Genomic DNA, 13,034 nt, shown 5'->3' on the forward strand with positions numbered 1-13,034 from the left:
GAGGGGTCAGGCCTGTTGCTGCCCGTGGCTCTTCCTCACGGGCGTGTCGCTGTCGCGGGCGTCGCCCTGGTGCAGCTGGAGGGCCGTCGTGATGAGGGCGAAATGGCTGAAGGCCTGCGGGGTGTTCCCCAGCTGGCGGGACGCCTGAGGGTCCCACTCCTCGCTGAAGAGGCCCACGTCGTTGCGCAGTGTCAGGAGGCGCTCGAAGAGTTCGCCGGCCTCGTCGTGCCGCCTTGCGCCGATCAGCGCCTCGACGAGCCAGAACGAGCACGCCACGAACACGCCCTCGCGCCCCGGGAGGCCGTCGTCGCTGGCCTCGGGCCGATAGCGGAGCACGAACCCGTCCTCGGTGAGCTCCCGCTGGATCGCCTCGATCGTGCCGATGACGCGCGGGTCGTCCTTGGGCAGGAAGCCCACGCGCGGGATCAGGAGCAGGCTCGCGTCGAGCTCGTCGCTGCCGTACGACTGGACGAACGTGTTGCGCTTCTCGTCGAAACCGTGGCGCATGACGTCGTCGTGGATCCGGTCGCGCAGCTCGGCCCACCGGTCCGCGGGACCGGGCAGGCCGGACTTCCGGATCCCCTTCACCATGCGGTCCGCGCCCGCCCACGCCATCACCTTCGAATGGGTGAAGTGCCGCCGCGGTCCGCGCATCTCCCAGAGGCCGTTGTCCGGCTGGTCCCAGATCTTCTCGAGGTGCTCCATGATCGCGGTCTGCAGGTCCCACGACTCGTCGTGGTCCGCCACGAGGCTGCTGCGGGTCAGGGCGAGGCCGTCCAGGACCTCGCCCCAGACGTCGAGCTGGAACTGGCCTGCGGCAGCGTTCCCGGTTCGGACGGGCCTCGACCCCTCATAGCCCGAGAGCCAGTCGAGCTCGGCCTCCGGCAGCCGGCGGGCCCCGTGGAGCGAGTACATGATCTGGAGGTCCGCGGGATCACCGGCGACGGCGCGGAGCAGCCAGTTCCGCCACGCCACCGCCTCGTCGGTATAGCCGCCTGCGATGAGCGACTGCAGGGTCCACGTCGCGTCCCTGAGCCAGCAGTACCGGTAGTCCCAGTTCCTCGGGCCGCCGATCTGCTCCGGGAGCGAGGTCGTGGCAGCTGCGACGATGCCGCCGGTGGGCATGTAGGTGAGCGCCTTGAGCGTGATGAGGGAACGCTGGACCGCGTCCTTGTGCGGCCCGCCCGCCCTGCTCCTCGATGACCACCCCGTCCAGTAGTCGGTGGTCCCCTTCAGCACCTTGTCCGGATCCACCGTCCGGGGCTGCTGCGCATGGCTGGGCGCCCAGGTGAGCACGAACGACACACGGTCCCCTTCGCCCACCGTGAACTCGCCGCGCGTGCGCATGTGCTCGCCGTGGACCGGCACGTCGCTCGCCAGGTAGACCGAGTCCGGGCCCGCGACCGCGTGCAGCCCCCTGCCGCTGCGGCGGACCCACGGCACGATGTGCCCGTAGTCGAACCGCAGGACGAGCTCGAGGGCCATCGTCACCGAGCCGCGGATGCCCTCGACGATCCTCACAAGGTCGGCCACCCCGTCCCTCGGCGGCATGAAGTCCAGGACCCGCACCGCGCCGTCGTCCGTCTCCCACTCGGTCTCCAGCACGAGGGTGTTGTCCCGGTACTGCCGGCGCGTGCACGTCGTGGCGCCCTTCGGAGCGAGCAGCCATCGGCCGGCCTCGGAGTCCGCGAGCAGCGCGGCGAAGCAGGCGGGGGAATCGAAGTTGGGCAGGCAGAGCCAGTCGATGGACCCATTCCGGGCCACGAGGGCCGCCGTGTGGAGGTCGCCGATGATCGCGTAGTCCTCGATCCGGCTCATCTCAGGCCTCCTTGACGTCCAGGACCACCTTGACGTCGTTCTTCTCGTGCTCGAACGCGTTCCCGAAGTCGGCGAGCGGCACCCGCCGCGTGATCAGGCGTGCCAGCCAGTCGGCGTCGGCCTTCGCCAAGGCCGCAGCGGCGGCCTCGTAGTGGCTCCGGTTCGCGTTGACCGAGCCGAAGACGACGTCGTTGCCCAGGACCGCTTCCCGGTTGGCCGCCCCGACGTCCACGGGCAGCGTCTTCCCAATCGAGGAGACCCCCGTGAGGCATGTGATGGCGTCGAGCGCGTGCTCCGTGATCGTCTCCATCACCACCGACGGCACGCCGGTGCACTCGATGAGCACGTCCGCGCGGACACCCGAGTCCGTGAGGGAATCCGTGTGGTAGGTGGCGCCGAGGTCCCGTACGAGGTCAGGCTTGGGGCCGTCCGTGACCCGGTCGTAGACGTGCACGTCGAGGCCCCGCTGGACCCCGAGCAGCGCGGCCAGCAGCCCGACCGGCCCGGCGCCGGTCACCACGGCGACCTTCGGATCGTAGAACGCCCGTTTGCCGATGGCCTCGGCGTGCTGCCACGCCTTGGCGACGATGGTCGTGGGCTCGAGGAGGACGCCGATCCGCTCAAGGCCCCGGTCCAGCTTCACGAGCGCGTCGGCGTCGGCCCGGAAGCGTTCCCGCGCGAACCCGTTCAGTCCCTTGATGCCGTGCTCGGTGTACTTGCCGTTGCGGCACATGTCCCACTGCCCCGCGGCGCAGGCCTCGCACGGCACCGGGTCGGGGCGCCGCACGATCCCGACGACAAGGTCCCCCTCGGCCAGGCCCGAGCCTTCGGGGGCCGAGACGACGCGGCCGAGGTTCTCGTGCCCGAGGACCAGGTGCTTGGCCCCCGGCGGGGCCTCGCCGTACTGGGCGGAGACAATCTCCTTGTCCGTCCCGCAGAGGCCGACCGCGAGGGTCTCGACCAGGACTTCCCCTTCCGACTCGGCAGGCTCGTCCATCTCGAGCAGTTCCAGGGAGTCCTTCACGCCCGGCGTCACACCCAATGCCTTCACCAGATTCACCTCGCACACGATCGCGCTCGCACCTCTTGCGGACGCTCACGCCTTCCCCTGCGTGGGGTGGGGTGAAACGCATTCCCAGCCTCCGCGCAGGCAGCGCGGGGAGTCAGGCCGAAGCGGGGTGCCGGATGCTCTCGAGCCAGCCCGCGTTGACCTCGCGCGCCTCCGCCTCGAGCAGGCCGCCCTCGACGCCGATTCCGGCGGTGCGGAGCGTCTGAGCACCGCCCTGGGCGAGCGGGTTGGGGTCGGAGAGGGCGTACACCACCCGGTCCACGCCCGCCGCGATGAGCGCCTGCGCGCAGGGTCCCGTGCGCCCGGTGTGGTTGCACGGTTCGAGCGTGACGAGCGCGATCGTGCCGCGGGCCGCCTCGCCGGCTCGCGCGAGCGCGTCCGCCTCGGCGTGGGCCGTCCCGGCGCCGCGGTGGAAGCCCTCGGCGACCAGCTCGCCGTCGTGCGTCAGCAGCACGCAGCCCACACGGGGGTTCGGGCCGAGCGGGACGCCCGGGGTCGCGGCGAGCCGCAGCGCGCGGCGCATCGCTTCCTCCTCGCTGTAGCGCACGACGCCGGCCGCGGCCTCGGGCGCGGACAGGACCTCGGTCACGCGGTCACCCCCAGGGAGAAGGCGGTATCGAGGTCGATGCTGTGGGAGGTGTGGTCCCGCTTCGCGGCGAGGTAGCGGACGTTGGACTCCGAGACGTGGACGCCCGTGGGGACACGCTCGGCGACCGCGACGCCCAGCCGCTCGAGCTGGCCAGCCTTGTCCGGGTTGTTGGAGAGCAGGCGGATCTGCCCGACTCCCACCGCGGCGAGCATCTGGGCGGCGGCCGTGTAGTCGCGCTCGTCCTCCCCGTGGCCGAGCGCCGTGTTGGCCTCGTAGGTGTCGAGGCCGGCGTCCTGGAGGGCGTAGGCGTCGAGCTTGGAGTACAGCCCGATCCCCCGGCCCTCCTGGCGGAGGTAGAGGAGGAAGCCTCCGGCCTCGGTGATGCGCTCGGCGGCCTCACGGAGCTGGGGCCCGCAGTCGCAGCGCTGGGAGCCGAACACGTCTCCGGTGAGGCACTCGCTGTGGGGGCGTACGAGCGGGACGGCCGCCGCGGCGTCATGCGCCTCCCAGTCGCCGAGGCCGAGGAGCAGGTGCTCCTTGCCATCGGCAAGGCCGTGGAACGTGAAGACGTCGGCAACGGTCTCGTAGCCGTCGGGGAAGCGCAGCGGCACGCGGACGCGCGTGCGGACGGTCGCGGCGGCGGAACCGTTCAGGGCGGCAGGCTGGGACATGGACACTCCAATGCTTGAATCTTCAATCAATGCTAGGGCAGATTGGTTGAGGCATCAAGCATTGGCGGCATTCGTGACGTCGGCGTCTCAGAACTCCCCCGAGCCCACCCTCTTGTCCACGGCGACCACGACGCCCGTCGCCACCGCCGCCGCGAGGATCGCGAGCCAGGCCTGCCATCCGATCGGCGCGGTCTGGAAGAGTGCGTTCATGGCCGGGACGTAGGTGAGCGCGAGCTGCGCGAGGGCCTGGACGGAGACGCCGAGGATGAGCCACCGGTTGCTGAACGGCCCACCCGGCTGCCCGAACCGGCGCAGCGACCGGCAGCCGAAGAGGTAGACCGCCTCGACCGCGACGAACAGGTTCACGGCGAGGGTGCGGGCCTCGCCGTCGGAGGCGCCCTGCCCCAGCGCCCAGTGGAACCCGGCCCACGCGCCGGCGAGGAGGAGCGCCGAGACGAGGCCGGTGCGCCGCAGGAGCGGCCACGTCAGCAGCGGCCGGTCCGGCGCGCGCGGCCGCCGCGTCATGATGCCGGGTTCCTTGGGCTCGAACGCGAGCATGAGCCCCAGGGCAACGGCCGTGGTCATGTTGATCCACAGGATCTGGGTCGGGAGGATGGGCAGCGTGGTCCCGAGCAGGATGGCCACGAGGATCACGAGGCCCTCCGCCATGTTGGTCGGCAGGGTCCACACGATGAACTTCGTGAGGTTGTCGAAGACCCCGCGGCCCTCCTCGACGGCGGCCTCGATCGTGGAGAAGTCGTCGTCGGTCAGCACCATGTCGGCGGCCTCCTTGGCCGCCTCGGTCCCGCCGCGTCCCATGGCGATCCCGATGTCGGCCTGCCGCAGCGCGGGGGCGTCGTTGACGCCGTCGCCCGTCATCGCCACGACGTTCCCCTGGGACTGCATCGAGGCGATGAGCCTGAGCTTCTGCTCGGGGGACACCCTGGCGAAGACCCGGGCACGCTCGACGGCGCGGTCGTAGTCCGCGCCGTCGAGCGCCTCGAGCGCGGGGCCGTTGAGGACAAGGCCCTGCCCGGCGGCGTGGCCGGGCTCGCCGTCGAGCAGGCCCACCCGGTGGGCGATCGCGGTCGCGGTGGCCGCGTGGTCGCCGGTGATCATCTTGACCGTGATCCCCGCTTCCCGGCACGCGCGCACGGCCGAGGCGACGGCGGTGCGGGGTGGATCCTGCATGGCCACCATGCCGGTCAGGAGCATGGATCCGGGCAGGGTGGACTCGTCGAGCACGGCGCCGTCCTGCCGGCGCACCGCGGTTGCGAGGACGCGCAGCCCCTCCCCTGCGCGCCCGGCGGCGATGCCGTGCACTGCCTCCGGGTCCAGCGGCTGGACGGTGCCGTCCGCGCCGAGCCGGCCCGAGCACAGGCGCAGGATGCTCTCCACGGAGCCCTTCGCGAACACGATGCCGCCGCCGCCGGCCGGGTCGTGGTGGGCGGTCGCCATGAACTGCCGCTCCGAGCTGAACGGCACCGACGCCGCGCGCGGGTGGGTGCCCTCGAACTCCTCGCGCGTGACGCCTGCCTTCGCCGCGGCGACCACCATCGCGATCTCGGTCGGGTCGCCCGAGGCGCGCCAGCCGCCGTCGTGCAGGGCCAGCGTCGCGTCGCCGCACACCGCCCCGGCGACGAGGGCGGCGTGGAGGGGGCCGCCGCCGTCGTGCGCCGTGAGGTCCACGGGCTGCCCGGATGCGTCGAGGAGCTGCCCCTCCGGGGTGTAGCCCGTCCCGGTGACGGAGTAGGAGCCGCCGGGCGTCCAGACGTGGAGCACCGTCATCTGGTTCTCGGTGAAGGTGCCGGTCTTGTCGGAGCAGATCACGGTGGTGCTGCCGAGCGTCTCGACCACCGGCAGCCGCCGCACCACGGCACGGCGGCGGGCCATCCGGCTCACGCCGATCGCGAGCGTGACCGTGACCGCGGCCTGCAGGCCCTCGGGGATGGCGCCCACGGCGAGCGCGACCGCGGCCGTGAACATGTCCGCGGGATGCTCGCCGCGCACGACGCCGACCGCGAACGTCACGGCCGCGAGGGCCAGGATCGCAACGGTCAGGAACGCGCTGAAGCGGGCGAGCTTCTGCGTCAGCGGGGTCTCGACGCCGCGGACCGAGCCGACGAGCCGGTGGATCTGGCCGATCTCCGTCTCGGCGCCCGTCTTGACCGCCACGGCAGCGCCCGTGCCCGCGCTGACGAGGGTGCCGCTGTAGACCATGTTGCTGCGGTCGGCCACCGGGGTGGGGATGGGCAGGACGGTCTCGTTCTTGGTGACGGGCTCGGACTCGCCCGTCAGCGCCGACTCGTCGACGCGCAGCTCGGCGTGGGCCACGAGCCGCGCATCCGCGGGAACCCGGTCCCCGGCCTCGAGCAGGAGGAGGTCGCCGGGCACGAGGTCCTCGGAGGGCACGGTCTGCCGCCGGCCGGCGCGCACCACGGTTGCGGGGGTGGCCACCATGGTGCGGAGGGCGTCGAGCGCGGACTCGGCGCGGGACTCCTGGATGAATCCCACCACCATGTTCACGAGCACGACGCCGAAGATCACCGTCGCGTCCACGGCCTCGCCGAGGTACGTGGTCACCGCCCCGGCGGCCAGGAGCACGTAGATGAGGGGGTTGTTGATCTGGCCCCACACGCGCCGCACGGTCCCGTTGCCCCGTGCCCCGGGGAGGCGATTCTCGCCGAACTGCTCACGGCGGCGTCCGACCTCGGAATCGTCGAGGCCTTCGCGCGGGTCGGTCTCGAGGAGCAGGACCACCTCGTGCACGCTCAGGCCGTGATGGTTCTCGCTCACGCGGCCAGCTTCGCCCGGCCCGCGAGGGGTGTCAAAGGAGGGCACGTGCGATCCTGCCCACGTTGCTCGGCAGGTGGCGCGGCCAGGCGGCGTGTCGACCGCGACACGCCGCCTGGTGGGAGTCAATGCGAGCAGGAAGGAACGCGCCTACGGCACGTCCAGGATCTCGCTGCGGATCAGGAACCGCTTCCCCTCGGGGGCCTCGAGGGAGAAGCCGCTCCCCCGCCCCGCCACCACGTCCACCGTGAGGTGCGTGTGGGACCAGTACGAGAACTGCTCCTTCGACATCCAGAACCCAAGCTCGCCCCGGCCCGGGAGGTCGAAGAGCCCGAGGAGCTCGTCGGCGTCGCCCGTGAGGAAGTCGCCGGCGGGGTAGCACATGGGCGCGGACCCGTCGCAGCACCCGCCGGACTGGTGGAACATGAGCGGCCCGTGCCGTTCCCAGAGCTTCGCCAGAAGGTTCAGGGCCGGCTCGGTCAGCGCGACCCGGGAGAAGTCCTCCCCCGGCCGCACCGGCCGGGCGTGCAGGGCTGCGGCCGCAGACACTGTGCGAGCTTCCCGGTCCATGGTGATCAGTACTTGATGACCACGCGGCCGTCGATCTTGGCGTGGTGCATCTCGTCGAAGACCTGGTTGATCTCCTCCAGCTCCCGCGTGTGGAACGTGGGGTGGATGAGGCCGCGGGCGTAGAAGTCGAGTGCCTCCTCGAGGTCCTGCCGCGTGCCGACGATCGAGCCGCGGATCGTGAGGCCCTTGAGCACGATGTCGAAGATCGGGGCCGGGAAGTCGCCCGGGGGCAGGCCGTTGAAGACGATGGTGCCGCCGCGGCGGGTCATGCCGATGGCCTGGCCGAACGCGGCCGGGTGCACGGCGGTGACGAGAACGCCGTGGGCGCCGCCGGTGGCCTTCTGGATGGCCTCGGCCGGATCCTCGGCGAACGCGTTGACGGTGACCTCGGCGCCGTGCTTCTTCGCCAGGGCGAGCTTCTCGTCCGCGACGTCCACGGCCGCGACGCGCATGCCCATCGCCACGGCGTACTGCACCGCGATGTGCCCGAGGCCGCCGATGCCGGAGATGACGACCCACTCGCCGGGGCGGACCTCGGTCTGCTTGAGGCCCTTGTACACGGTGACGCCGGCGCACAGGACCGGGGCGACCTCGTACGGGTCCGCGCCCTCGGGGATGCGTGCGGCGAACTTCGTGTCCACGAGCATGTACTCGCCGAACGAGCCGTCCACGCCGTAGCCGCCGTTCTGCTGCGACTCGCACAGCGTCTCCCAGCCGGTGCGGCAGTACTCGCACGTGCCGCAGGCGCTCCACAGCCACGCGTTGCCGATGAGGTCGCCCTCCTTGACATCCGTGACGCCCTCGCCGACCGAGACGACGGTGCCGACGCCCTCATGGCCGGGCACGAGCGGGAGCTTCGGCTTGACGGGCCAGTCGCCCTGGGCCGCGTGGAGGTCGGTGTGGCAGACGCCGCTCGAGATGAGCTTCACGAGCGCCTGCCCGGGGCCGGGCGTGGGGATCTGCAGCTCGTCGACGGAGAGCTGGTCTCCGAAGGTGTGGACGACGGCGGCCTTGAAGGTGCTGGTCATGGTCATGCTCCCTTGCATGTTGCGGTGGTTGGGCGGAGCCGGTGGTTGAGCCGAGCCGGTGGTTGGGCGGAGCCGGTGGTTGAGCGGAGTCGAAACCACGGAGGATTCGACTCCGCTTCGCTCCGCTCAACCGCCGTGCGCTCTAGAAGAAGCCGAGCTTGGACTCCGCGTAGGAGACAAGCAGGTTCTTGGTCTGCTGGTAGTGCTCGAGCATCATGAGGTGGGTCTCGCGGCCGATCCCGGAGGACTTGTACCCGCCGAACGCGGCGTGCGCGGGGTAGGCGTGGTAGTTGTTCACCCAGACGCGCCCGGCCTGGATGTCGCGGCCGGCGCGGTACGCGGTGTTGCCGTCGCGGGACCAGACGCCGGCGCCGAGGCCGTAGAGGGTGTCGTTGGCGATCTCGAGCGCCTCCTCGTAGTCCGAGAAGCTCGTGACCGAGACGACCGGGCCGAAGATCTCCTCCTGGAAGATGCGCATCCTGTTGTTGCCCTCGAAGACGGTGGGCTCGACGTAGTAGCCGCCCGCGAGCTCGCCGGGCAGCTCGGCCCGCTTGCCGCCGGCGAGGACCTTGGCACCTTCGGCCTTGCCGATCTCGATGTAGGAGAGGATCTTCTCGAGCTGGTCGTTGGAGGCCTGCGCGCCGATCATCGTCTCGGTGTCGAGGGGGTTGCCCTGCTTGATGGCCTTGGTCCGCTCCACGACGTCGCCGAGGAACTTCTCGTAGATGCCCTCCTGGACCAGCGCCCGGGACGGGCAGGTGCAGACCTCGCCCTGGTTGAGCGCGAAGAGGGTGAAGCCCTCCTGGGCCTTGTCGTAGAACGCGTCATCCTTGGCGGCGATGTCGTCGAAGAAGATGTTCGGGCTCTTCCCGCCGAGCTCGAGCGTGACGGGGATGAGGTTCTGGGACGCGTACTGCATGATGAGCCGGCCCGTGGTGGTCTCGCCGGTGAAGGCGATCTTGCGGATGCGCGGGGAGGAGGCGAGCGGCTTGCCGGCCTCGACGCCGAATCCGTTGACGATGTTCAGCACGCCGGCCGGGAGGAGGTCGCCGATGATCTCGGCCAGGACCAGGACGCTCGCCGGGGTCTGCTCGGCGGGCTTGAGCACGACGGCGTTGCCCGCCGCGAGCGCGGGGGCCAGCTTCCACGTGGCCATCAGGAGCGGGAAGTTCCACGGGATGATCTGCCCGACCACGCCGAGCGGCTCGTGGAAGTGGTACGCGGTGGTGTTCTCGTCGATCTGGGAGAGCGAGCCCTCCTGGGCGCGGATCGCGCCGGCGTAGTAGCGGAAGTGGTCGACGGCGAGCGGCAGGTCCGCGGCCAGGGTCTCGCGGACGGGCTTGCCATTGTCCCAGGTCTCGGCGACGGCGAGGGTCTCGAGGTTCTCCTCGATGCGGTCCGCGATGCGGTGCAGGATGAGCGCGCGCTCAGCGACGCTGGTCTTGCCCCAGCCCGGGGCGGCCTTGTGGGCGGCGTCGAGGGCGAGCTCGATGTCCGCCGCCTGCGAGCGCGCGACCTCGCAGAACACCTTGCCGGTGACCGGGGTGACGTTCTCGAAGTACTCCCCGCCGACCGGAGCGACCCATTCGCCGCCGATGTAGTTCTCGTAGCGGTCCTTGAAGGTGACCTTGCTGCCTTCTGTGCCGGGGAATGCGTAGACGGTCATGGCGAAACTCCCTTGTCTCTGTGCCTGTGGCCGGTGGTGCCGGCCGAGGTGGCCGGTGGACCGGCGTTGCACCGAGCGTAGGAGCGGTGAGGTTGCGGACTGGTTGCACGAGTGTGGCGGGTGTCACAGGCCGATCGGCTTGCCCCGGGCGGAAGCGGAAATTCCGAGGGGGTCAGGTCAGCATCCCGCGAGTCTGCCTCGGCTCGGCCGATGAGAGGAGGCTCGGAGGTGAAGAGGCTTTTGGGCGTCGCGCTCGGAATCCTGAGTGCGACGCCGAGATGTCCGGGCGGGTGGCCGCCGTGAGCGGGCGAGCAGTCTTCGAGGTCATCCGGGAGCGGCTCGGGCCCCGCGATGCCCTGGCGAATCTGGCCGCATTCGACCCGGTCCAGCTCACCGAAGTCTCTGTGATCCTCTCGGCAGTCGCGCTGCCGCTGACCCACATCCCGATCATGATCGTCGCAAATGACCGGAACTACATGGGCGAGCACGTGAACGGCAGATGGTTCAACGCCGTCGGGACGCTGTTCCTGGCGCTGATCCTGGCCGCCGCGCTGCCGGCCATCCCGCTCATGGTCCTCTCCGGCGCAGGAAGCTGAACCGGCTGGCAGCGCATCTGCCGCCCGCAGCCTGCCAGTCCGCAACCGGGAAACGCTTGCCGGGACGTGGGCCCGTTCCCTGTGTCTGACGCGGAGGTTCGCCGTGTACCATGGCGGTCGCAAGGTGCCGTTCGTTAGCTGAGGCTCCTTCGCGTACAGAAGCCAGCGACCCCAAACGTCGAGAGACGCCACGGGTCAGGACAGGCTGCCCCGGATCCAAGGGGCAACCCCGATTGGCTCCTCGAGGCACCGGCCCCGAGGTCACGACGCGAAGTGCCAAAGGTCTTACGAGGAAGGGCAATCCTGGGCGGTCTGCCCAGAGCCCCCCGAGGCACGCGATGACGATGCTCAGGAGGTGGTTCGCCATGGCGAGCGGCGATAGTACCTCCTGCCGACGCACTTTCTGACTGGACCTTTTCTCCAGCCGCCCCACCTCCTCGACGCATGCCGGCGACGCCCCAGCCGGGCCCTTCCGGCATGCCCGCTTCATGGATGCCCGGCAACCGCCGGGAGGAAGCAGGCCACCATGCCCACGGTCCCCCCGAACAAGATGGCGCCGCCCGGCCGCCGCGACACACAGCCCCCCGCCTCCCAGACTCGCGCCAACGCCTCCGCGGTCCTTGATTCCGCGCACATTGGCGACATCAAGGGTGCCTTCGGCACCATCCAGCTCGAGGACTCCTCGGCACAGGCGAGCTGGAAGGCCCGGCTGAAGACCCTCCTGGCCATCGTCGGGCCCGGCCTGATTGTCATGGTCGGCGACAACGATGCCGGAGCGTTCGGCACCTATACCCAGGCCGGCCAGAACTACGGGACGTCCCTGCTGTGGACCCTGCTCCTCTTGGTCCCGGTCCTGTACGTCAACCAGGAGATGGTGCTGCGCCTCGGCGTCGTCACCGGCGTGGGCCACGCCCGGCTCATCCTCGAGCGGTTCGGGAAGTTCTGGGGCGCGTTCAGCGCGATTGACCTGTTCATCCTCAACGCCCTCACGATCGTCACGGAGTTCATCGGCATCTCGATCGGCTTGGACTACCTCGGCGTGCCGAAGGTGGGCGGAGTCGTCGTCGCGGCGCTCTTCGTCGTCGGTGCGGCAAGCACCGGCTCATTCCAGCGCTTCGAACGGGTCTGCCTGGCGCTGGTCGCAGGCTCGGTGCTGCTGGTCCCGGTGTTCTTCATGAGCAGCCCGGACTACGGGCAGATGGCGCACGACTTCGTGGTGCCGGGCATCCCGGCAGGCTCCGATATCGCCGATGTCACCCTGCTGATCATCGCGATCGTGGGCACGACCATCGCGCCCTGGCAGCTGTTCTTCCAGCAGTCCTACGTGATCGACAAGCGCATCACCCCGCGTTACATGAAGTACGAGCGCGTGGACCTCTGGCTCGGGATCGTCATCGTGGTCCTCGGCGCCGCGGCCATCATCTCCTTCACAGCCTTCGCGTTCGCCGGACAGCCCGAGTTCGGCCAGTTCACCGACGCTGGCGGGGTCGCGGAAGGTCTGGGCAAGTATGTGGGCCACCTCGCCGGCATCCTGTTCGCGCTCGCGCTCATTGACGCCTCCATCATCGGCGCCGCGGCCGTTGGCCTCTCGACCTCGTACGCGCTCGGCGACGTCCTCGGCCTCAAGCACTCCCTCCACCGCAAGCCCAGCGAGGCCAAGGGCTTCTACGCCGCATTCGCAGCGGTCATCCTGGTATCGGCCGTCATCGTGGTCATCCCGGGCAGCCCCCTCGGCCTCCTCACGGTCGGCGTGCAGGTCCTCGCCGGGGTGCTGCTGCCCTCGGCCACGGTATTCCTCCTGCTGCTGTGCAACGACCGGCAGGTCATGGGCCCGTGGGTGAACGGACGCGCGATGAACGCCTTCACGTCCGCGGTCATCGCCGTCCTCGTGATCCTGTCGGTGGTGCTCACCGCCGCGGTGCTGTTCCCGGACATCGACGGAGCCACCATCCTGGAGATCCTCGGCGGCGGCGCCGCGCTGGCAGTCTTGGCCGCCATCGCCCTCGTGGTGGTCCGGGCACGCGCCCGGGCCACGGGCAGGCTCGTACCGGAGGAGCCGGTGGACCGTTCCCAGCGCTCCCGGTGGCGGATGCCCCCGCTGGCGCTGCTCGAACGGCCGCAGCTGTCGGTGGCGCGCCGCGCAGGCCTGAGCGTCCTCCGCCTGTACCTGCTCGTGGCGATGATCCTGGTCATCGTCCGTGTGGTCCAGCTCGCCGTCGCCTGACCCGAATCTT

At 70.4% G+C, this 13,034-nt stretch carries 10 protein-coding genes and 1 riboswitch; of the genes, 2 read left to right on the top strand and 8 right to left on the bottom strand.

Annotated features, from left to right (window positions below; translation table 11 throughout):
* Positions 1-6: 6 nt before the first annotated feature.
* The 8 genes from ABD298_RS15990 to adh all read right to left on the bottom strand — a co-directional run bounded on the left by ABD298_RS15990 (position 7) and on the right by adh (position 10,204).
* Positions 7-1,818 carry a glycoside hydrolase family 15 protein gene (locus ABD298_RS15990; protein ID WP_344300774.1) on the bottom strand — a complete coding sequence of 604 codons (1,812 nt, stop codon included), beginning with the start codon at positions 1,816-1,818 and terminating at the stop codon, positions 7-9.
* Between the two features lies 1 nt (position 1,819).
* Positions 1,820-2,869 (bottom strand): glucose 1-dehydrogenase, encoded by a 1,050-nt coding sequence (locus tag ABD298_RS15995; RefSeq protein WP_344300775.1) that lies wholly within the window; start codon positions 2,867-2,869, stop codon positions 1,820-1,822.
* Positions 2,870-2,981: 112 nt separating this feature from the next.
* The gene (gene ribD, locus ABD298_RS16000; RefSeq protein WP_425564462.1) at positions 2,982-3,476 is read right to left on the bottom strand and encodes a bifunctional diaminohydroxyphosphoribosylaminopyrimidine deaminase/5-amino-6-(5-phosphoribosylamino)uracil reductase RibD; all 495 of its coding nucleotides are present in this window, start codon (positions 3,474-3,476) and stop codon (positions 2,982-2,984) included.
* A complete protein-coding gene (locus tag ABD298_RS16005; RefSeq protein ID WP_344300776.1) occupies positions 3,473-4,147 on the bottom strand; it encodes a GTP cyclohydrolase II in 675 nt (224 codons plus the stop codon). Before ABD298_RS16005 ends, ribD begins: the two co-directional genes overlap by 4 nt.
* Before the next feature lie 87 nt (positions 4,148-4,234).
* Positions 4,235-6,943, bottom strand: coding sequence for an HAD-IC family P-type ATPase (locus ABD298_RS16010; RefSeq protein ID WP_344300777.1), 2,709 nt, complete (start codon positions 6,941-6,943; stop codon positions 4,235-4,237).
* Positions 6,944-7,090: 147 nt separating this feature from the next.
* Positions 7,091-7,510 carry a DUF779 domain-containing protein gene (locus ABD298_RS16015; RefSeq protein ID WP_344300778.1) on the bottom strand — a complete coding sequence of 140 codons (420 nt, stop codon included), beginning with the start codon at positions 7,508-7,510 and terminating at the stop codon, positions 7,091-7,093.
* A 5-nt stretch (positions 7,511-7,515) separates the two neighbouring features.
* A complete protein-coding gene (adhP, locus tag ABD298_RS16020) occupies positions 7,516-8,538 on the bottom strand; it encodes an alcohol dehydrogenase AdhP (RefSeq protein WP_344300779.1) in 1,023 nt (340 codons plus the stop codon).
* Between the two features lie 142 nt (positions 8,539-8,680).
* Positions 8,681-10,204, bottom strand: coding sequence for an aldehyde dehydrogenase (adh, locus tag ABD298_RS16025; RefSeq protein WP_344300780.1), 1,524 nt, complete (start codon positions 10,202-10,204; stop codon positions 8,681-8,683).
* A 299-nt stretch (positions 10,205-10,503) separates the two neighbouring features.
* On the opposite strand from adh, the gene ABD298_RS16030 reads away from it, so the two are divergent.
* A complete protein-coding gene (locus ABD298_RS16030; protein WP_344300781.1) occupies positions 10,504-10,800 on the top strand; it encodes a hypothetical protein in 297 nt (98 codons plus the stop codon).
* A gap of 123 nt (positions 10,801-10,923) precedes the next feature.
* Positions 10,924-11,102, top strand: a riboswitch (M-box (ykoK) riboswitch).
* A gap of 224 nt (positions 11,103-11,326) precedes the next feature.
* Positions 11,327-13,024 carry an NRAMP family divalent metal transporter gene (locus tag ABD298_RS16035; protein WP_344300782.1) on the top strand — a complete coding sequence of 566 codons (1,698 nt, stop codon included), beginning with the start codon at positions 11,327-11,329 and terminating at the stop codon, positions 13,022-13,024.
* Positions 13,025-13,034: the final 10 nt, after the last annotated feature.

Source organism: Sinomonas flava (assembly GCF_039531875.1).
GTDB lineage: Bacteria > Actinomycetota > Actinomycetes > Actinomycetales > Micrococcaceae > Sinomonas > Sinomonas flava.

Bases quoted from the DNA above. Each gene is read 5' to 3' on its own strand.
- ABD298_RS15990 (WP_344300774.1), bottom strand. From the start codon at position 1,818: ATGAGCCGGATCGAGGACTACGCGATCATCGGCGACCTCCACACGGCG.
- ABD298_RS16005 (WP_344300776.1), bottom strand. From the start codon at position 4,147: ATGTCCCAGCCTGCCGCCCTGAACGGTTCCGCCGCCGCGACCGTCCGC.
- ABD298_RS16015 (WP_344300778.1), bottom strand. From the start codon at position 7,510: ATGGACCGGGAAGCTCGCACAGTGTCTGCGGCCGCAGCCCTGCACGCC.
- adhP (WP_344300779.1), bottom strand. From the start codon at position 8,538: ATGACCAGCACCTTCAAGGCCGCCGTCGTCCACACCTTCGGAGACCAG.
- adh (WP_344300780.1), bottom strand. From the start codon at position 10,204: ATGACCGTCTACGCATTCCCCGGCACAGAAGGCAGCAAGGTCACCTTC.
- ABD298_RS16035 (WP_344300782.1), top strand. From the start codon at position 11,327: ATGCCCACGGTCCCCCCGAACAAGATGGCGCCGCCCGGCCGCCGCGAC.